The sequence below is a fragment of the Streptomyces sp. NPDC058812 genome, from assembly GCF_042744565.1.
GTDB classification, from domain to species: domain Bacteria; phylum Actinomycetota; class Actinomycetes; order Streptomycetales; family Streptomycetaceae; genus Streptomyces; species Streptomyces thinghirensis.
In genome coordinates, this window is record NZ_JBHYOB010000041.1 from 1 (window position 1) to 19,329 (window position 19,329).

At 71.8% G+C, this 19,329-nt stretch carries 17 protein-coding genes and 1 pseudogene; 8 read left to right on the forward strand and 10 right to left on the reverse strand.

The features are described 5' to 3' along the window. The 5 genes and pseudogenes from ACFW48_RS37950 to ACFW48_RS37970 form a co-directional block, all read right to left on the reverse strand. Positions 1–148, reverse strand: a pseudogene (locus tag ACFW48_RS37950) (hydrolase); the annotation flags it as partial. Between the two features lie 138 nt (positions 149–286). Continuing rightward, positions 287–2,551 carry an alpha-N-acetylglucosaminidase gene (locus ACFW48_RS37955; protein ID WP_386323123.1) on the reverse strand — a complete coding sequence of 755 codons (2,265 nt, stop codon included), beginning with the start codon at positions 2,549–2,551 and terminating at the stop codon, positions 287–289. A 558-nt stretch (positions 2,552–3,109) separates the two neighbouring features. After that, complete coding sequence (locus tag ACFW48_RS37960) at positions 3,110–4,723, reverse strand: VWA domain-containing protein (protein ID WP_386323125.1); 1,614 nt, start codon at positions 4,721–4,723, stop codon at positions 3,110–3,112. A gap of 21 nt (positions 4,724–4,744) precedes the next feature. Next, positions 4,745–5,962 (reverse strand): AAA family ATPase, encoded by a 1,218-nt coding sequence (locus ACFW48_RS37965; RefSeq protein ID WP_386323127.1) that lies wholly within the window; start codon positions 5,960–5,962, stop codon positions 4,745–4,747. A 120-nt stretch (positions 5,963–6,082) separates the two neighbouring features. Continuing rightward, positions 6,083–6,802, reverse strand: coding sequence for a haloacid dehalogenase type II (locus ACFW48_RS37970; protein WP_386323129.1), 720 nt, complete (start codon positions 6,800–6,802; stop codon positions 6,083–6,085). A gap of 89 nt (positions 6,803–6,891) precedes the next feature. On the opposite strand from ACFW48_RS37970, the gene ACFW48_RS37975 reads away from it, so the two are divergent. Both ACFW48_RS37975 and ACFW48_RS37980 read left to right on the forward strand, forming a co-directional pair. Then, positions 6,892–7,359, forward strand: a complete 468-nt coding sequence (locus tag ACFW48_RS37975; protein ID WP_386323131.1) for a hypothetical protein — start codon at positions 6,892–6,894, stop codon at positions 7,357–7,359. Then, on the forward strand, positions 7,347–7,538 hold the full coding sequence (locus ACFW48_RS37980; RefSeq protein WP_386323133.1) for a hypothetical protein: 192 nt from the start codon (positions 7,347–7,349) through the stop codon (positions 7,536–7,538). The genes ACFW48_RS37975 and ACFW48_RS37980 overlap by 13 nt, the downstream gene beginning before the upstream one ends. A gap of 71 nt (positions 7,539–7,609) precedes the next feature. On the opposite strand, the gene ACFW48_RS37985 is transcribed toward ACFW48_RS37980, so the two are convergent. Together ACFW48_RS37985 and ACFW48_RS37990 are read right to left on the reverse strand one after the other, a co-directional pair. Continuing rightward, a complete protein-coding gene (locus ACFW48_RS37985; protein WP_386323135.1) occupies positions 7,610–9,013 on the reverse strand; it encodes an SMI1/KNR4 family protein in 1,404 nt (467 codons plus the stop codon). Between the two features lie 54 nt (positions 9,014–9,067). Further along, the gene (locus tag ACFW48_RS37990) at positions 9,068–10,234 is read right to left on the reverse strand and encodes an alanine--tRNA ligase-related protein (protein ID WP_386323137.1); all 1,167 of its coding nucleotides are present in this window, start codon (positions 10,232–10,234) and stop codon (positions 9,068–9,070) included. Between the two features lie 396 nt (positions 10,235–10,630). On the opposite strand from ACFW48_RS37990, the gene ACFW48_RS37995 reads away from it, so the two are divergent. The 5 genes from ACFW48_RS37995 to ACFW48_RS38015 all read left to right on the forward strand — a co-directional run bounded on the left by ACFW48_RS37995 (position 10,631) and on the right by ACFW48_RS38015 (position 14,150). Continuing rightward, on the forward strand, positions 10,631–11,251 hold the full coding sequence (locus tag ACFW48_RS37995; RefSeq protein WP_386323138.1) for a glyoxalase: 621 nt from the start codon (positions 10,631–10,633) through the stop codon (positions 11,249–11,251). Positions 11,252–11,302: 51 nt separating this feature from the next. After that, on the forward strand, positions 11,303–11,614 hold the full coding sequence (locus ACFW48_RS38000) for an ArsR/SmtB family transcription factor (RefSeq protein WP_386323140.1): 312 nt from the start codon (positions 11,303–11,305) through the stop codon (positions 11,612–11,614). Then, the gene (locus ACFW48_RS38005; protein ID WP_386323142.1) at positions 11,611–12,003 is read left to right on the forward strand and encodes a VOC family protein; all 393 of its coding nucleotides are present in this window, start codon (positions 11,611–11,613) and stop codon (positions 12,001–12,003) included. The genes ACFW48_RS38000 and ACFW48_RS38005 overlap by 4 nt, the downstream gene beginning before the upstream one ends. Before the next feature lie 276 nt (positions 12,004–12,279). Beyond that, on the forward strand, positions 12,280–13,110 hold the full coding sequence (locus ACFW48_RS38010; protein WP_386323144.1) for a PP2C family protein-serine/threonine phosphatase: 831 nt from the start codon (positions 12,280–12,282) through the stop codon (positions 13,108–13,110). 50 nt (positions 13,111–13,160) lie between these two features. Then, positions 13,161–14,150: an MASE1 domain-containing protein gene (locus tag ACFW48_RS38015; RefSeq protein WP_386323146.1), complete on the forward strand. Its 990-nt coding sequence runs from the start codon at positions 13,161–13,163 to the stop codon at positions 14,148–14,150. A gap of 23 nt (positions 14,151–14,173) precedes the next feature. Here the strand turns inward: ACFW48_RS38015 and ACFW48_RS38020 are convergent, their stop codons facing one another. Continuing rightward, complete coding sequence (locus ACFW48_RS38020; protein ID WP_386323148.1) at positions 14,174–14,383, reverse strand: hypothetical protein; 210 nt, start codon at positions 14,381–14,383, stop codon at positions 14,174–14,176. Between the two features lie 538 nt (positions 14,384–14,921). On the opposite strand from ACFW48_RS38020, the gene ACFW48_RS38025 reads away from it, so the two are divergent. After that, positions 14,922–15,521 carry a LuxR C-terminal-related transcriptional regulator gene (locus tag ACFW48_RS38025; protein ID WP_386323150.1) on the forward strand — a complete coding sequence of 200 codons (600 nt, stop codon included), beginning with the start codon at positions 14,922–14,924 and terminating at the stop codon, positions 15,519–15,521. Between the two features lie 40 nt (positions 15,522–15,561). Here the strand turns inward: ACFW48_RS38025 and ACFW48_RS38030 are convergent, their stop codons facing one another. Further along, positions 15,562–17,391, reverse strand: a complete 1,830-nt coding sequence (locus ACFW48_RS38030; RefSeq protein ID WP_386323152.1) for an ATP-binding cassette domain-containing protein — start codon at positions 17,389–17,391, stop codon at positions 15,562–15,564. Continuing rightward, complete coding sequence (locus ACFW48_RS38035; protein ID WP_386323154.1) at positions 17,388–19,202, reverse strand: ABC transporter transmembrane domain-containing protein; 1,815 nt, start codon at positions 19,200–19,202, stop codon at positions 17,388–17,390. Before ACFW48_RS38035 ends, ACFW48_RS38030 begins: the two co-directional genes overlap by 4 nt. Positions 19,203–19,329: the final 127 nt, after the last annotated feature.

Below are 19,329 nucleotides of genomic sequence, written 5' to 3' on the forward strand. Positions count from 1 at the left end.
CGGCGCGTTGGTCGACGGCGAGGTCGATGGCGGCTGCGGTGTTCTCCGGTGCCATGCCCGACGAGCCGCGGTGCGCGATGGCGTCGGGCCGGTCGTCGGGCCGGTCGGCGGCGTGCGCGGTCGTCGATGTCGCCGCTGCCAGGGCCAGACCGCTCAGCACGGCCACCACGACACCGACACGTCTGTTGCCCACCTGTTTCACTGCAGCCTCCCAGCCTCTCGAGTCGGTCGACCAAACGGCGGAGTGGATCGGTGAATCGGCCGTCCGAGGACGGGGAGGGTCCCGTCAGGAGTTGCCACCGGCCGACCCGGCCCCGGCCGGTGGCCCGGCCGGAGCAGGAGTGGGCAGGGCATCGAGGACCGCGGTGGCCATAACCACGGGATCGCCCGACGCTCGGACGGGGTAGCTGTCGCGCTGCTGGTTCCAGGAGTTCTCGAGCGCGAACCAGTCGATGGCCACGGGCGCCCGGCCGGTGGCCAGCGCGGTGTCGAGGGAGTCGAGGTACGTCGTCCAGCGCATCGCGTAGAAGTCGGAGACCAGCCCGGACCACTCCCGGTTCGCGTAGTCCCGCAGGCCACCCGAGTCGCTGCCGGAGCGGTGGCCCCAGGTGGTGAGGATCGAGCGGGCGTCGAACTCGGCAGCGGCCCTCTCCGCCTTCGTGCGGCCCCAGGACTTGGCGTCCTCCAGCCACGGGCCGAGGAGGAACCGGGTGTCGGTGGCGAGCAGCCGGTCCAGCAGGGCCAGGTCGCTCTTCCACTCGGCGGCCCGCTCACGGAAACGGGGCAGGTCCTTGGCGTCGTAGGCGGCCTTGATCTGCGGGAGCAGGGCCCGGCTGCGGTTGGCCAGGGCCTGACGGGCGACGTCGACCAGGTCGAAGCGGTAGGCGTCGGTGGTACGCAGTGCCGGTGCGACCTTCAGCAGCTCGGCCAGCGCCCGGTGCACCGTGCTCGGGTCGTAACGCATCGCACCGGGACTCCAGCTGGCCGCCGTGGTGGCCGTCAGCCGGGGGCGGGCGGTGAAGAGGCTGTCCTGGGACTCGCTCCAGGTGCCGGACGGTGTGCTGTACGGGCCACTGCGCAGCAGCTCCCACGCGCGGGCGGCATGCGGGTCGGCACCGCCGTAGCGGCGCTCCGCGTACTCGTCGAACCATGCTCGGTGGTCCAGCGGGCCCGTACGCCAGGCCAGTTCGGTGAACAGCTCGTAGGCGACCGGGTTGCCGCCGGTGCCTTCCGGCATATAGGCGATGCCCGAGAGTGAGCTGCCGGGCTTGGTGCGCCACTGGTCGAAACGCTCGGCCCAGACGGCGGTGTTGGCGCCGACAGTGGTGTGACCGCCGAAGTTGGGGATCGTACCGAACGCGTAGGGCGCGCCGTGCCAGGTGGCTTCTCGGTCGAGGCCGTTGTAGCGGTCGGACAGCCCGTCGACGATGAGCAGCTTGCTCTTGTCGACGGCGTCGATGATCTGCGTCGAGGGATTGTTCTGCCAGCCGATCAGGGTCCACACAGCGCCTGGGCGCGCGGTCTGGAGCGCGTTCATCACCGCTTGGGCCGCGTCCCGGACAGGCACGTCCCCCGGCCGCCCGCCCTCGTGCAGGAGATCCATCTTGTACATGGTGGACTCGCCGAACAGCTCACGCTGGTGGCGGTAGAACGAGGCGGCGACCCTGGGGAACGCCTCGCTGCGCGGGTCGAGCCAGTCGGGCCGCTCGAATCCGACCCAGTCTCCCTGCGGAACGACCGGTCCGGTGGGGTTGCGCTCCGTGAACCCCGGGGGCACGGTGCCGTAGTAGCCAGGCAGCACGGGAGTCATACCGAGCCCGCGCAGCCGGTTCGCGATCCTGCGGCCGAGGTCTGCCCGCTGCTGGATGAGTCGCTCGGAGACGGGGCCGCCGAAGCCGGACATGTTCTGCATCAGCCACCACGGCTGGTGCGCCGGACCGGGGATCCAGGATCTGAGCTCCTCCTCGGAGTAGCCGAACTCCTGGAGCGTCTCGTAGTAGACGGCGTCGGCGCCCATCTGGACGAAGACCTCGTTCACACCGTGCAGGGCGAGGAGGTCGATCTGCTTCTCGTAGGACGCCCAGTCGCGGTAGGCGCCGGAATAGCCGTCGTCGGTGTCGTTGAGCGCGAAGCGGTGCGGGACCGAAGCGTGCTTGCGGATGGTGTCCGTGGGTGCGGGCAGCGTGCGGGGCAGCCTCGCCGCGCTCCGCCCGGGCCAACCGATGTCCACCTTGGCCGTGTACTTGAGGTACCAGTTGACGCCGCTGAGGATCACGGCGGGACTGGTGCCCTGCACGCGTACGTGGCCCGCGCGGCCGGAGACGCTGAAGTAGTCCCCGGACGCCGGGCGACTCACCGGAACGAGGCTGAACTGCGAGACGTGGCGCGGCAACAGCCGGGCGAGCGCTGCCTTGGCGGGGTGGGTGGCGAAGGCCGGCTTGCCCGGTGGGGAGGCGGCTGCCGTGGAGGGGGAGGCGGGGCTCAGGGCCGTGGTGAGAAGGACGAGGGCAGTGGCTGCGTACAGGGCAGCCCAGGCTCTGAGGCTTCTCACTGGTCACCTCGAATGGGAGTGAGCGACGGGGTGTTGGTGAATATGGGGGTCGGCGAGTCACCAGTCAAGGCGGTACCCCTGGGCGTACGTCGTTCTTCGGCCACGAGCGGTCGGCCGACCGGCGTCAGTTTCCGCGAGCCGTCGCCCTCGCTCTGCCGCGGGCCCAGCCCGCCAGGACCCGTCCAGCCGACCCAGCAGTGCGTCTCCCCCCATGGGAGACTCAACCGCACCGCGAAAGGGGTGGTTCCGAGCGGTCTCATGACGTCCGTCCCGCCTGGTACACCGAGTTGTAGATGGGGGAGACGTGCCGCGGCCCGGTCAGGGCGAAGAGCCGGCCAAAGGATTGCCAGAGGCGAACGTGTGGCCAAGTGTTCCCTCGTGCGGCACGCCCCGGCGTCGTCGCCGTGCCGACGTTGAGGGCGCGGGGGAGCGGGTTCGACACCGGCTGGAGCCTCAAGTTCCTCGAGTAGGGCCCGCAGCGTCGGAACCCGTGTCCCGCGGCGTTCCGATGGCCGCAACGAGGTCGACGTCGTGCGCGCGCGGAGGTGCGACTCCTCGTCAGATCACACGGAAGAGGTCGGCGGCGGCCTGGACGTCGGTGAGGTCCTCGATGGAACGCAGGTTGTCACACAGGGCGTCGAGGACCGAGTCGGCCTCGGCGACGCGTGGGGCGCCGATGGCCACGCCGAAGACGCGGAAGCCCAGCAGGCGCTTGGCGTCGTTCCAGCCGCGCATCCACTCCTCGGTGACGCCGCAGTCGTCGTCGGTGAGCATCACGATGTCGCCGCGCCTGCGGGCGGCGTCGTCGAACTCCTCCTCCAGCAGTTCGCGGGCCGCGGTCAGCGGCCTCTGGTAACTGGTGCCGCCGCCGAGGAAGGTCTCCGCGAATTCGATGACCTGTGCGACGTCGTCGGACCGGTCGGCCGGGAAGCGGAAGACCTGGAGCCTGTCGGCCGCGGCGAACAGGATGCCGACGAAGTCACGCCCCGCATGGCGGGCCTGATCCAGCAGGGCCAGGGCGCACGCCTTGGACCACGCCTCCCGGGTGATTCCACCGGGTCCCGCCTCGTACATGGAGTGCGAGGTGTCCACGCACGCGATGATGGCGCCCTGGCCGGTGGTCTGCTCTCCCTGGCTGTCGTAGAGCATCAGCTCCCCCGCGGCGTACCGCGCGGCGAAGACCGCACGCAGCTCGGGCAGGCCGAGGTTGACCAGTTCGGAGGGGAGGACGCGGGAGAGGTCGTCGCCGAGTGTGACGCCGACCAGCTCGCCGGTGGCGTTCTCCACCTTGCGGGCGCGCTCACCGTCGGCCATCTGCCGGAAGCGGCCGATCAGCTCGGCCCACTGTGCGAGACGGCCGGTGCGCAGCCGCTCGGCGAGCCGGGCGCGCCGGCCGAACGGCATCCGCTCCAGCTCGCCGGGGCCCACACCCCACGCCCGCATCAGCGCGGCCTCCTCCCGCGCGGACTCGGCGGCCAGCGAAGCCGCGTTCCGTGCGGCGGAGCGGATGCCGGGAACCGCGACCGCGAGGGCCTGCGCGGCGCCCTGGGCGGCCTCCCGCGCAGCGGCGTCGGCGGTCTCGGCGGCCTCGATCGCCTGTCGTACGTCGTCGGCGGCCGGCACCGCGCCGTCCTCGCCGGCCTCGGCGGCGGCCTGCTGGAGCGCCTCGCCCACGGCGGCAGCGGCGCCGTCGGCGTCCTGGCGGGCCTCCTTCGCCTGTTCCGCCCGTTCCTGCGCCTCCCGTGAGCCGTCCAGCATCCGGCGCAGTGCGGTGGCCTGGGCGAGTACGGCCATGGCGGCGGCGTAGGGGTCGCCGACCGTCTCCCGGTGCAGCTCCGCGAACTCCGGTGAGTCCACCAAGGAGGCGATGGCCTGGTGGTTGACCAGCCGGGCGGGGTCCATCTCCGCGGGCTCGCGCAACCGCGGGCCGTCCTTGTACGCGGCCAGGAACACGTCGGTCAGCAGGTCGGCGGTGTGGTCGTGGCGCTCGTTCAGTTCCTCGGCCAGCTCGCGTAGTCCGGTCGACTGCTCGTAGGTGTCGCGCCATGCCATCCGGTCGAACCGGTCCGCGACCACGGCCGTGGTGTGCCGCGTTGGAGCGGCGGAGGACATGACCAGCCACTTCTCGGCCCGGTTTGCCCATTCGTCGAGTTTGCTCGGTGTCGTGTCCATGATCTCCGTCGGCCCCGGTGTTCAGAGCTGGCCCTGCACCGTGCTCGCGTCCACGCCGAGGGCCTCGGTGAGGACGCGGGCGCGTACGGCTCGCCGGCGGCCGGTGACCCGGTCGATCGCGGCGGTGGAGCGGCCGGCGCTCGCCGCCTCCTCGCGCAGCTTCTCCAACTGCCGCCCCGCCATGGCGAGCTGGTTGTGGGCCTTCTTGATGACCCACTCGCTCAGTGCCTCGCGGGACTGCCCGGCCATGGCGTCGAGCTGGGCCTCCAGCTCGTCGATGGTGTCGGCGAGGTCGAGCGCCTCCTTGGCGTCGGGGTTGACCAGGTGCAGCACCTCGCGTTCGACGGCCGGACGTTCGGCCGGGGAGTTCCAGAGCACGTGAGTCAGCACCGACAGGTCGGTCTCGGCGACCGCCGGGCGGCCGTCGAGGTACGCGGACGCCTGGAGCAGGCCCACGGCCTGCCGCCAGCGGCGATCGGAGGCTACGAGTTCCTTGCGGCGCAGCGCGGCCCGCAGCGTGCACACCGCGTCCACGATCGCGTCGGGGACGTCCACGGCCGGGACGGCTTCGACCACGGCGTGCTGCAACGCGGCCAGTTCGACCGTTGTGCGTGCCGGGGCCGCCGGGCGGCTGACGGCGGAGCGGACCAGCGAGGCGAAGTTCGAGGGGTCTTCCAGGTACTTGACCTCGACCCGCACCAGCAGCCGGTCGTAGATCGCGGCCGAATCCTCTCCGCCGGGCAGTTCGTTGCTCGCGGTGATGGCTCCGATCAGGGGGCAGCGGATCGGTTCGCCGCCGCTCTCGGGATGGTAGATCCGCTCGTTCAGATAGCCCAGCGTCTCGTTGAGTGCCGCCGTGGAACACTTGAAGATCTCGTCGATGAACGCGACGTGCGCGGTCGTGGCGCGGCCGTCGTAGACCTGGCGGTACTCGCCGCGGGCCAGCGCGGCGACGTCGATGGGGCCGAACATCCGCGTCGGCGCGGTGAACTTCGACAGGAGGATCTCCCAGTAGGACGCACCCTCGATCCTGCCGGTGAGTTCCCGGGCCATCTCGGACTTCGCCGTTCCGGGCGGGCCGAGTACCAACGAGTGCTGCCCGGCCAGCAGCGTCACGACCAGGGTCCGTACCACGTCGGCACGCTCGTAGAAGCGGTCCGCCAGCTCGTCGCTGATCGTCCGCAATCGCTGGGCCGTGTCCTGCGCGGCCTGGGCCCCGTGTGCGTCCTGTGGGGCCATGGCCAACTCCTTGCGTCTGGCGGTCGATTGGGTCGTCAGGCCTGTTCTGTCCTGCCGAAGAGCCCGTTCTTGGGAACCTCCCGACCGGTCGCGACCGGCCGGCCGCGGAACAGGCGAATTCTACGACCGCATGCCCCGCCGAACGTGCCCCTGGGTGTGGTCGAGCAGGTCGGCCAGGCCGGCGAGGCCGTCGGCGTGCAGGTCGAAGCGGTCCGAGGACGCGGGCGGTTCGCCGACGGGACGGGCGACGTAGGCGGTGCGCAGGCCGAGGTCCTGTGCCGCGCGTAGGTCCCAGGGGTGGGCCGCGACCATCAGGAGCCGCTCCGGCGGTCGTCCGGAAACGGTGACGGCCAGTTGGTAGACCGCCGGGTCCGGCTTGTACGTCCGGGCGTCTTCGGCGGACAGGGCCTGGTGCCAGCGCAGTCCGGCGTGGGCGTTGATTTCCAGCAGCGCCGCCCGGCCGGCGTTGGAGAGCCCGATCAGCGGGAACCGTTCGGCGAGTCGGGCGAGCCCCGCCACGGAGTCGGGCCACGGCGCGAGCCTGCGACCGGACAGGGCCAGCGTCGCCACGGCCGGCTCGTCGCCGACACCGACGGCGTCGGCGACGAGCCGGGCGGCCTCCAGGTCGAGGAGGTCGCTCGTGAGGTAGGGGCGGGCACCGGCGACGACGCGACGTTGCTCGCGGTCGACGTGCCGCTGCCACAGCGAGAGAAGCTGTTCGACCCCGGAGGCGTCGAGAGACGGGGCGAGCGCACGGATGCCGGCGCGGATACCGCCGGGTTCGTCGACGAGAGTGCCGAGCACATCGAACACGACGGCGTCGATCTCCAGCTCTGGCATACGAGCGTCTCCTGTACGAAGCAGGGGCGAAAGAGTGTCAGTGGGTCGAACGCGGCTGCACGCCATCGGATTCCTGGGATCCCCGGGGCATGAGTACGAGGCTGTGGTCGCTGGTGCTGCTCACCCTGCCGTGGAACATGTACTTCCGGGCGCACTCGGTGCTGGCCGAGGTCACGATCAGCCGGGAGAGGGGAATCACTGTGTCGCCCGTGCGCGACACGGAGGCGTCCCGGATCGCCCGGATCATGTTGCGGACGGCTGTGGCGGGGCACCTGGTCACCGCGGGGGCGGTGCTGGCCGTCGCGAGCGCGACGGAGGAGAGCCTCGGGTACTGGATCGCCGGGTTCCTCCTGCTCAGCACGGTCTTCCGGCCCGCGGGCGCGTGGTTCGGGCAAGTACGGCGGCGGCTCGGGACACCGTTGCGGGACGTGACGTATCCGCGGGACGACGTGGTGCGGCTCCAGGGCGAGGTGGACGGGGCGCGGAGGTGCTGCGGGGAAAGACGGAAGAGCAGTATCGCGCTCTCGCCGAGCTGCGGCGGGCCATGGACGCGCTGACCGCCTCGGTCTACGCGCGCGCCGATGACGCCGACCGCAGGATCACCGCCCTCGGCAGGGAGTTCGAGACCACGGTGAACCGGCTGACGACGAACGAGGAGATCATCAGCGGGGTGAGGGCGTTCCTGCGGCTGATGCGGTCGCAGGACCTGGGGGCCCCGCCGGCGCCGCCCCGGTGATGGTCCGTCCACGGCGGGGAGGCCGCTGCCGAGACACGTGACGTCTCCGCTTGTATCAGGCGCTCCGCCTGCTACGGCATGGGGCCGAGGTCACCCCGGAGGACGGTCTGGATGATCGGGGGCCGGCCCCAGATGGCCAGGAGTTCGTTGACGACGGCCCTGACGGGCGCCACGTCCTGGTCACCGTGCACCTTGACGGCGGCGGCCGACAGACCGCGCGGGACGGCGCCCGCGTCCAGGAGGACGCGCCATTCCTCCGGGCCGATCTCCAGGTACTCCAGTGCGGTGAGTTCGGCGACTTCCAGCGGATCGGCGAGCGTACCGGGATAGGCGACGAGGGTCCTCAGCCGGGGCAGTCCGATGACCGGGGCGAGGCTGAGCGGCTCGGCGTCCCACACGCCGATGGACAGCACCTCCAGGCCGGGGTGCGCGGCGGCCTCGATGCTGGGCAGGCTTCGGATGTTGACGTGGGCGACGGCCGGCGGCCGGTCTTCGTACGAGCCGTCACGAGGCTCGCCGAGCCGGTCCATCACCAGGTCGGTGAGCGAGTCCGCGACCAATGAGGCACCGACGTTCTCCTCGTGGCCGATCATGATGACCTGTCCGAGGTGTCCGCGCGGGCCGGGCGTCAGGTCGACAGCCAGCCGGTCGCCACCTCCGTTGTCCCCGAAGACGAGCCAGCCGGGTGAACCGACCAGGCCCTGCACGGCAGCGTGGGGCGGAGTGACGACCGCCTCCATCGCCGCGAACGCCCAAGAACAATGGCGGGACGACGCGTCGGCGATGTACACGTCGTCCAACGGGAAGAGTTCGCAGCCGACCGCGGCGCATTCCCGCGCTGGTGCCGCATGGTCGTCGCCCCAGTCCTCCCACCGGGACCGTGTCACCCGGTAGAGCGCCTTGAGCTCCTCGGGCAGGGTGACGCCGAGGCGCGCTTCGGCACGTGCGATCTCCGTCTCGGTCGCGCCGACGGCGTCGGGCAACCGCTCACGGAGTGTCCGCTCCAGCAGCGCCGGGTCCGCGGAAGCGGCCGGCACCGCGCCGGGCACCGGGTCGGGTAGACAGCGCCAAGGCTGCGGAACGGCGCCCTCGACCAGGAGGAGCGCCCCCGGATGCGGGCCGAGTCCGGACTCCGTGGCGGGACTGCGCGCCAGCAGGCGGATCGCGGTCTCCCCGGTCGGCACTATCTTCGTCGTGAACGAGATCTCGTCGATGCCGGCGTCCGCGAGTGCGTGCCGCACACGCTCCACCGCCTCCGTCTCGTCCCGCATGTCCGCTGCCTGGGCGGCCCGCCCGCTTGGGGGCGCCTGTCGTCGCGGAGGCAGGCTCCAACCCTGTCGGCCGATGCGTCCCGTCACGCGCAGCGGCGAGGACGCGGTCACCTCTCGCGTGCTGCCGTCGCGCAGGAGCCGCAGTACGGGTGCCCAGGTCGAGAAGTCGTGCACCGAGTTCAGGGAAGGGTTCCGGTCAGCCATGCGCAGACCGTACGCGGGGCCACTGACATCGAACCGCCAGGGCCCCGCGAGCCGTCACTCCTGGCGCAGGATCACCACCAGGTCGCGCGGCAGACCGTGGGTGTCGTGCAGGTAGTGGAAATCCTCATCTCCCAGCGGGCCCCGGAAGCGGGGCCGGGCCAGCACCTTACGGCCGCGTTCCATGAGCCGACCGAACCGGTGCTCCTCCTCCAGCAGGACCCGTCGTACGTGGCCGGGATCCTCCTCCTGCCGGAAGTGGTCGAGGGTGTGCGAGACCAGCTCGTCCGGCAGGTCTCCGAGACCGCGCGAGGGATCGTCCCGCCACAGCACGGTGAGCACCCGTCGTACCAGGCGCCGCAGCACGTAACCCCGTCCCGTGTTGGCCGGGCGGACCCCGTCGCCGATGATCACGACGGCCGAGCGGAGGTGGTCGTAGACCAGGCGGCGCGACGGTTCGTCCAGTGGCCACAGGGACGGCACGAGATGCCGCCAGGGGTCGAAGACATCGCACTCGAACACCGACGACTTGCCCTGCAGCAGCGAGGCGAGGCGCTCCAGGCCCAGCCCGGTGTCGATGTTGCGCTGGGGCAGCGGCACGAGGCGGCCGTCGGCGAGGCGACGGTGGCGCATCATCACGTGGTTCCACACCTCGACCCAGCGATCGTCGCGGGTGGGCGTCGAGCGGGGTGGGGTGTCACCGCTCCACAGGAAGATCTCCGAGTCGGGCCCACAGGGGCCGGTCGGCCCGTTCGACCACCAGTTGTCCTCCACCGTGAGTTCCACGGGCACGCCGCGCTCCTGCCACTGGCGCAGAGAGGCGGTGTCCGGTCCGACCTGGTCGTCGCCGCCGTAGACGGTGGCGTGCAGCAGGCCCGGATCGACACCCAGCCCCTCGGTGAGCAGCCGGTAACCCCAGTCGAGACTCCGCGAGCCCCCGTAGTCGCCCAGTGACCAGGTGCCGAGCATCTCGAAGACCGTCAGGTGGGTGCTGTCGCCGACCTCCTCCAGGTCCGTGGTGCGCAGACAGCGCTGTACGTTGACCAGCCGCCGGCCCAGTGGGTGAGGGCGGCCCTCCAGATACGGGGTGATGGGGTGCATGCCGGAGGTGGTGAACAGCACGGGGTCGCCGGGCGGCGGCAGCAGTGTCGATCCGCTGATCCGGCGATGACCGTGTTCCTCGTAGTACTCGACGAACGTGCGGACGATGCTCTCTGTGTTCATGAGGGTGACTCCTTCGCGTCGCAGCGGGAGAGGCACCGGACAACGGGACCGCGTGGTCGTCACTCAGAGGTGAGGACGCCGGAACGTCACAAAGAACCACCGACGGGGCCGTTTCCGGTCGCCGGTGGGGAGAGGAGAAGGTCAGGCGGCGGCAACCGGCGAGCTGGTCGCTCGCGCGGTCGCGAAGATGTTTCGGCCGATGACGTTCATGCCGACGAAGGTAACGCGTGGTCCCGTGCGGAGCACGCGAATATTCGGTCGGGGTCGCGTTCGGCGGTCCGCGGAAGAACGCCGGCCTCGGTTTCGGTGACGGGCCGCGCGAACTCGGTGACGGGCCGCGCGAAGCGGTCAGGATCGGAGAAGCACGTGGGTCGGGGCCGCCCATACCTTCGTTGCATGACCTTCATCGACTCCGTCACCCTCGGCGCGAACGACCCCGCCGCCGCCACCCGCTTCTACGACGCCGCCTTCGGCCTGGGCAGCCAGGTTCGAGTACGGGCGTCGGAGACTCCCGCCACCGGCTTCCGCGGCTTCACCCTGTCGCTCACCGTGTCCCAGCCGGGCACCGTCAACGGCTTCATCGACGCGGCGGTGGCTGCCGGGGCGTCGGTGGTGAAGCCGGCCACGAAGTCCTTCTGGGGTTACGGCGGTGTCGTACGCGCCCCCGACGGGGCGCTCTGGAAGATCGCGACCTCCGCGAAGAAGGACACCGGCCCGGCCACCCGGCAGATCGACCGGTTCGTACTCCTGCTGGGCGTCGAGGACGTCGTGGCGACCAAGAAGTTCTACGTCGCTCGCGGCCTCACCGTGGGCAAGAGCTTCGGGCGCAAGTACGTCGAGTTCGAAACACCGTCGAACTCCATCAAGCTGGCGCTCTACGGTCGTCGCGCCCTCGCCAAGGACGCCGGGGTCTCTCCCGAGGGCACCGGATCGCATGGGCTCACGATCGGCGGCGGCGACAGTGCCTTCACCGATCCGGACGGGTTCGCCTGGGAGGTCGCGACCGCGGTCCGGTAGCACGCCGCACCCGACTTGATAGGCAAGTGATTACTTGCCTATCCTGGTGCCGTGGCCGACGACCTCTTCGACCTCTTCAAAGCTTTGGCCGACCCCACTCGCCGTACCATCCTCGACGAGCTTTCCGAGAAGTCAGGACAGACACTGTTCGAGATCTGTTCGCGACTGAGCATGAAGCACCGGCTCGGTATCTCGCGCCAGGCGATCTCCCAGCACCTGGCCGTGCTGGAGGCGGCCGGGCTCGTCGAGACCAGGCGGGAGGGCCGCTACAAGTTCCACGAGCTGAACACGGCCCCGCTGCGGCGGATCACCGAGCGATGGCTCGTGCCCGACACGTCCCCACCGGAAGAGAGCAACCCATGAAGATCCACCTGACCAGTGTTTTCGTCGAGGACCAGGCCAGGGCCCTGCGCTTCTACACCGAGGTCCTCGGTTTCGTGAAGAAGCACGATGTGCCGGTCGGGGAGCAGGACCGGTGGCTGACCGTGGTCTCGCCCGACGAGCCCGGCGGCGTCGAACTCCTCCTGGAGCCCGCCGGCCACCCGGCCGTCAAGACCTACCGCGACGCGCTCGTCGAGGACGGCATCCCGCTGGCCCAGTTCGCCGTCGACGACGTGAAGGCGGAGTACGAGCGCCTGCGCGGCCTGGGGGTCCACTTCACCCAGGAGCCCTTGGAGATGGGCCCCGTCACCACCGCCGTGTTCGACGACACCTGCGGCAACCTCATCCAGATCGCGACTGAGCCGCAGTGAGCGGGCCAAGCCGGCGGCGTCGATGGGGGAGCTGGAGGAACCGGCCGAACCGGTGGTCGCACCCGAGCCGCGGAAACTCCATTCCGGGTTGCCGTGGCACGGGTCGACGGACCTTCGCCATGCAGGCCAGGCCAACCTAAGTCGGACTGGAAGCCTCTCGCCCGGCCGGTTCGGCTTCGGTATGCCGGTTTTCGAGGTGAATGAGAGACTTGGACTGTCCGGCTTCTAGAGGCGCCGCCGCGAGGGCTGGCGGATCGGATGGCCCGGGAGTGGTCGATGTTCCGCAAGCGTCCGGCACCTGACGGTGAAGAGCTGCTGGCCAGGCTGGCATCGCTGACCACTCAGGCACGGGAGCTGGCCGAGCTGCGCCGGTCCCAGGTGGAGCTGGCGATCGCGCTGCAACGCGACATGCTTCCCGCGGACCTGCCCGCGGTCCCCGGCTTTCACCTCGCCGCCTGCTATTCGCCCGCGTACGCCGGGCTCAACGTGGGCGGAGACTGGTACGACGCCTTCGTACTCCCCGACGGCCGTATCGGCCTCTCCGTCGGAGACGTCCAGGGCCACGCCATCGACGCGGCGGCCTTCATGGGGCAGATCCGCGTGGGCCTGCGGGCGCTCGCCTCCGTGACGAGTGAGCCCGGCGACCTGCTCGCCTGTACGAACGACCTTCTCCTCTCCCTGAACAAGGACCTCTTCGCCACCTGCACCTTCATGCGCTTCGACCCTGCCACCGGCGTCCTGGAGAGCGCGCGGGCCGGGCACGTTCCGTGTGTATGGGCCACGGCCGACGGCAAGGCGGAGGTCTCCGAGGACGAAGGGGGACCACCGCTGGGCGTCCTCAAGGGGACCGAATTTCCGGTGACCCGGTACCGGCTCACCACGGGCGGAGTCTTCGTCCTGCTCACGGACGGTGTGGTGGAAGGGCCTTCCCTGAGCGTCGACGAAGGGCTCGCGAGGGTCGTGCGGCTCGCAGGCGTTGCCGCCGTCGCGGGAATGGAGGCGCACTCGCTCGCGGCCGCCGTGCTCAAGAACGCCGAACTGGTGGGACACGAGGACGACGCGGCCGTGCTCGTCGTCGGCCATGACGGACGTGCGGTTACGCCGTAGGGCGGGACGATGCGCGGCTCGCCTCGCTGATGCGCCGGCGTCGGTGTCTGATGGCTGCTGTGGTGGGTATCCGTGCTTGGCCGCGACCGATCGTCCTGGTCTGCGAGACGCTGCTCGTCGCCGTCTGCTACTACGCGGCGGGACGACTGGGGCTCTCGCAGCAACTGGTCGCGGACGGCGCGGTGGTCACCCCCATCTGGCCGCCCACCGGTGTCGCCGTGGCCTGTCTGCTGTTGTTCGGACTGCGGTGCGTGCCCGGCATCGCCGTCGGCGCCCTACTGGTCGTCGCGTCTTTGACCGCTCCCCGTCTGTCCGCCGCCGGGGTCGTGATCGGTAACACCCTCGCGCCCGTGTGCGCCTGTCTGATGCTGCGCGCGGTGGGGTTCCGCGTGAGTCTGAGCCGCTTGCGCGACGGCGTGACGCTCGTGTTCCTCGGGGCGATGACGGCCATGCTGATCAGCTCGGGCGCGGGCGTCGGCACACTCGCCCTCACGGACAAAATCGCCGCCGACGACTTCTGGCTCGTCTGGCTGGCGTGGTGGGTGGGCGACGCGATGGGCGTCGTGATCGTCACTCCGCTGCTGCTTCTGCTGCACCGGGCCCGCTGGCCGCCCCCGTCCGGTCGATGGGGCGAGGCCGCGGGGCTCGCACTCGTCGTGTGCGTCCTGGTGCCACTGGTCACGTACAGCTCGGTCAGCGTCCTGTTCCTGGTGTATCCGCTGCTGATCTGGGCCGCGCTGCGTTTCCAGCTGGCGGGCGGCGTGCCGTGCGCCCTCTTCGCCTCGGTGATGGCCACCGTCGCGGCCAGGGAAGAGGCCGGTTCCTTCGCCGGGCTGACCGACATCGAGACGATGATGAAGCTTCAGGCGTTCAACGGAACCCTGGGCCTGACCGCGCTCCTGCTGTCCTCCGTGATCAGCGAACAGATCAACACCAGACGGTCCGTGGAACGGGCCTGCCAGGAGCTGGTCGAGGCGTTGCAGCATCTGAACGCCGGGGGCCCCGGGAACACGGGGTCGTCCGGCGGAGGCGTCCGGTGAGCGAAGACCGTGGGCGAGAAGCGTCAGCGGTCGCCCAGGACACGCCTGGCGGCCTCGGCCTCCGCCGCCGTCGGGGACAACTCGTCGAGGGTGTCGAGATCGGTGTCCGTCCGGAGCTCCCGCTCCCAGTTCTCCGCCAGTCGTTCCTGTTCCTCGCGAGGCTTCGCACTGACGGCATCCCGGTGATCCGGGTCCAGAGCCGCCAGGAAACGTCCAACCGGGTCCGTCGGCATGGCCGTGCTCCTCATCATGGGGAAGGGCGCCGCTTCCGGCCCAGGATGGCCGACCGGGTCCGCGAGGGCCGCTCGACACGGCCTCCGGCCATCCATATGGCCCCGCGACGACGCGGCGGGAAACGCCGGCGCATCGCCGTGCGGGGTGGTGGCGCGCCGGACGGGTGCACTGGGCATTCGGGCCACATTCACTTCGCCTGTTTTCGGTCTGTGACTCTCCGGTAGCGAACGGCACGGCCTCGACGCCTCGCGCTGTCCGTCGGCCACCCGGCACCACCAACCGCGATGTGAACTGCCCACGGGCGAGGCCGCCACGGAGTACTGCCGCCCGACCCCGCACGGGCCACCGACGTGTTCCGGCCCGATTCCGCATCGCCTCTCCCTTCCCGATGGCGCTCAGAGCGGCGTATTGCCGACGGTGGGTCCCGGGCGTGATCGAGTTCCGTGCTTCCTGGGCGGCACCCGGGGGCAGACGGCTGGGGACCGGTTGGGGGACGAGCCCGGCGGCCCGGGGCGGCCGGGGAAACTAGGGGGTTACATGGTCCGCGTTCTTGTGGTGCACGACGCGACGCTGCTGCGGTCGGCACTGGTGCAACTGCTGCGGTCCGCCGACGGACTCGAGGTCTCGTCCATGTCGTCCCGCGGGGACGGCCCGGACGACAACGACTTACCAGCGGACGTGTGTGTGGTCGACGGGGACTGTCTGGAGGGACCGCCCGGCGAGGCCGGCCGAGTGCCCGTCTGGGACCGGTGCGGGGCGCGGCTGGTCGTCCTCGCGGCTCCGGAGCGGCCGGGCGTGCTGCGCAGGGCGTTCGACGCCGGAGCGCTCGGCTTCGTGGACAAGGACGCCTCGTCGCAGCGGCTGATCGCCGCGGTGCACACGGTGGCCAAGGGGGAGCGGTTCCTCGACGAGCGGCTCACCGTCGCCCTGCTGCGGGCCTCCGAGATGCCGCTGACCGCCCGTGAGCTGAGCGTGCTGTTCCAGGCGTCGCAGGGGGCTTCCGTCGCCGAGATCGCCGCCTGCCTGCATCTGTCCCGGGGGACCGTCCGCAACTACATGGCCAGTGCGATCCGGAGGGTCGGGGCCCGTAACCGCGTGGACGCGATTCGCATCGTCCAGGGCGCCGGCTGGATGTGACGGCGGTGGGGCACGCGAACGCGGCGGCACGGCTCGCGGGTCAGCCTCCGGTTCGGGTCCAGTGCCCCACCAGGTCGCGGTAGAGGGGCGATCGCTCCAGTAGTTCCCGGTGAGTGCCGTGGGCCGCCCGGACGCCGTCCAGCACCAGAACCCGGTCGGCCCGGACCGCGGACGACATGCGGTGCGCCACGACGAGCAGTGCTCCCGGACGCCGGGCGAGTGCCTCCTCGGCGCGCGCCTCGGACGCCGCGTCGAGATGGCAGGTCGCCTCGTCGAGCAGGAGCAGCCGAGCCGGGGACAGGTGGGCGCGCGCCAGGACGATCAGTTGGCGCTCGCCCTGCGAGAGGTCGCCGGGCCGCAGCGGCGCGTCGAACCCGCCCAGGCGTTCGACGAGAGGAGCGGCTCCGAGATCTCGGACGGCGGCCTCGATGTCGCTCGTGGCGGCGTCCGGCCTCAGATAGGCGAGGTTGTCCCGGACCGTACCGGTGAAGACGTACGCCTGCTGGGGCACCAGGACGCGCAGCGCGGCCAGTTCCCCCGCCTCTCGGCCGGTGACTGTCCGGTCGGCCACCCGCACCTCACCGCTCCACGGCGCGCACATCCCGGCGATGAGCCGGGTGAGGGTCGACTTGCCGATGCCGCTGGGACCGACGACGGCCAGGTGTTCGCCTTCCTCGACGCGCAGATCGAGCGCGTCGAGGACCGGCTCCGCCCTGGTGCCGTAGCCCACGGTCACCGCGCGCAGTTCCACCGCGGGAGCCTGCTGTGACGGCGTCGGAATCGGCGGGAGCGGGGAGCTGATCCGTTGCGGCTGCCCGGCGCGCCCGGGCAGGGGCGCAGGTGGCGCCGCACCGGTGGGGGACGGGCGCGCCGCCTCCGGCACGGTGAACCGGTCCAGGACCACGAGCAACCGGGTTCCCGCGGCGCCGATAGCGGTCATGAGGGTGTGCAGGGCGGGCAGCAGGGCCTGGGCGAGGTAGGTGAACGCCCCGAGCAGAGCGCCGGTCGTGACACCCCTGCCGCGCAGCCACGGAACGGCGACCAGCAGGAGCAGTACGGGGAGCTGACCCGCGACGCCGAGGGCGAGGGTGCGCACCGCGGCCCAGCGGGCGAGGACACGGGACGCGGCGGCGGCGTCCGCGATGAGCCGTGCTCCGCTTCGTGCCGTCTCCGCCTGTGTACCGCAGGCGGTGATGTCACGCAGTGCCCCGCGGGCACGCGTGGCGTGATCGCCCAGTGCCTCGTCCGCGGTGAGAGCACGACGCTGCGCCGCCGCCATGGGCCGCAGCGTCAGCAGGAACAGGATCAGGCCACCGGCGAGCGGCGGCAGGACCACCAGGAGAAGCGCCGGGTCCAGCGAGAACAGTCCCGCCAGGGCTCCGGCCGCGGTGAAGACGAACGAGCGCAAGGTGAGGACGAGCCCGGCGAAGCTGTCCCGCACGATCTCGACCTGGTTGGTGAGCCGTGAGACGGCGGCGCGGTCCCCGCCACCGGGGCGGGCCAGGGCACGGGCCATGGACTGGTCGACCGCCCGCCGCACCAGCAGGTCGCGCAGAGGTTCCGTCAGCCCGGCCAGCTGAGCGAAGACGCCCCTGATCACAGGAGCGCCGAGCACCACGGCGAGGGCGGACACCCCGAGCCAGCCGAGACCCGTGCGGGTGTCACCGGCGAGGAACCCCCGGTCGACGGCCTGCGCGACGCCGTAGCCGACCAGGAAGGTCTGTGCCGACTCGGCCAGCGACCACGCCGCGAGCCGTGCGAGGACGTTCCTGCGTGCGGCCAGGAAGCGGCGGGCGGGCGGCCCGACCCGGCGCAGGGTCCCCGACTCGCGCCGTGGCTCTGCCTCGGATCCTTGGCCGGTGGCTGTCACGGTCGCGCCTCTTCGCGCGGAAGGCCGGTCCGACCGTGCCGGGGCCCGCCCGGGCCGCCCTCGGCGGAGACCGGCCCGATACCGTTCTCACACGCGCCGAACACCGCCCGGTAGGCCGCCTCCTCCCACAGTCGCCGATGGCTGCCGACCGCCCGCACCCGGCCGTCGTCCAGCCAGATCACGAGATCCGCCCGGGCCGCGACCGACGGGCGGTGCGCCACGACCAGCCGTGTGGCGCCTCGGGGCGAGCGGCGCTGCGCCTGTTCCACCGCGTGCTCCGTGGCGGTGTCGAGGCTGGAGGTGGCGTCGTCCATCACCAGCAGCCGGCCCGCGTGGGCGAAGGCCCGCGCAAGGCCCAGGCGTTGGTATTCGCCGCCGGACAGGGGAGTGTCGGCGAGCCGGGTGTCGTACCCCCGCGGCAGCCGGCGCACGAACGCCTCGGCGTCCGCGAGGCGAACAGCCGCCCGGACCTGGAGAGGTGTCACGGCGCGCGGTCCGGCCGCCACCGCCTCGGCGACGGTGCGGTCGCCCAGGACCGGACGCGCGAAGGCGAAGCCGACCTCGGCACGCAGGCAGGAACGGGTCAGCAGTCCGAGCGGTGTGCCGTCCAGCAGGACGTGACCCCGGTCGGGATCGATGAGCCGGCCCGCGACGGCGGCCAGGACGGACTTGCCGGCGCCGCTGCGTCCCACGACCGCGGCGGTCAGGCCGCCCGGCACCACCACGTGGTCCGCCCGCAGGACTTCCGCCCCGTCCCGCAGAACCCGCACGCCGCGCAGTTCGAGGGTGCCCGGGCCCGCCGGCGGCAGTGTCCGGGTTCCGTAGGCCAGGGCGGGCAGCCGTTCCAGCGTCGCGGTGCGTTCCCGCGCCGTGCGGCCCCGGACCAGCGCGCCGACCAGAGTGGCGGCCCCGCCGAACCCCGCGGCCAACTGCGCGTACCGGCACACCGCGAGCAGTTCGCCGACGCTGAGGGCCCCGGCGCCGAGCCGCAGGCCGCCCACCGCGGTGGCGGCCACCGTCAGCAGCGGGACGAGGACACCGCCGGTGGCCAGCGCCTTGCCGTGCAGCGTCCACATGCGTGCGCCCAGCGTGCCGAGTTCGGCCAACGGGCCGAGTACGCGCTCGCGTTCACGTGCGGCGGAACCGGCGGCCGCGATGGTCTCGGCGCCCTCCATGGTCTCCAGCAGCCGGGACGCGATGTCCGACTGCACCCGCTGATAGGCCCCGACCGAAGCTCCCGTGTCCCGGGCGAACGCCCGCAACACCAGCGCCAGCAGGGGTAGTCCGGCCAGCACGCACACGGCGACCCACAGGTCGACGACGGCCAGTGCGACGAGCGCGCCGGCCGGGGTGAGGAGCGAGGCCGCGAGTGCTGCCCTGGCAGCCGGCGCGGCGCCCGCGTCGGAGGCGTTGAGGCTCAGCCGGGTCGCGACATCGCCGGGCGAATGAGGGCGGGCCAGATCCGGCACGGCGTGCAACAGGCCGCTGAGGGCGCGAGAGCGTATCGACGCCGTCCAGTCGGCGGTGCACCGGCCGGTGAGCAGCGCGGTGAGCCCGTCGAGGAGGATCTCGCCGACGAGCAGTGCGGCGCTCGCCAGGAGCCAGGGGCCGGCGGCGCCGTCGTGCAGCAGCACGTCCAGTGTGCGGCCCAGGACGAGGGGCTGGGCGACGGCGACCGCTGCCGCCGCCACCGAGCACACCAGGACCAGCAGTTCGGGCGCGCGTCCTGGACCGGCGTCGGGCGCGCCGGGCGGGCCCGGCGAGTCGTGCCCCTGACGCGCAGGCCGCCGGCGGACCGGGTCCCTTCCCACCAGTTGCCCTCCTCGTGGTCGATGCCGCCGGCGGCGGCGACGAGGCGCGGGTTCCGGGGCCCCCCCGGCGGGCGCGGGGGCCGGGCCCCCGGCGGGCGGCCCCCCCCGGGGGGGGGGGGGGGGCCCC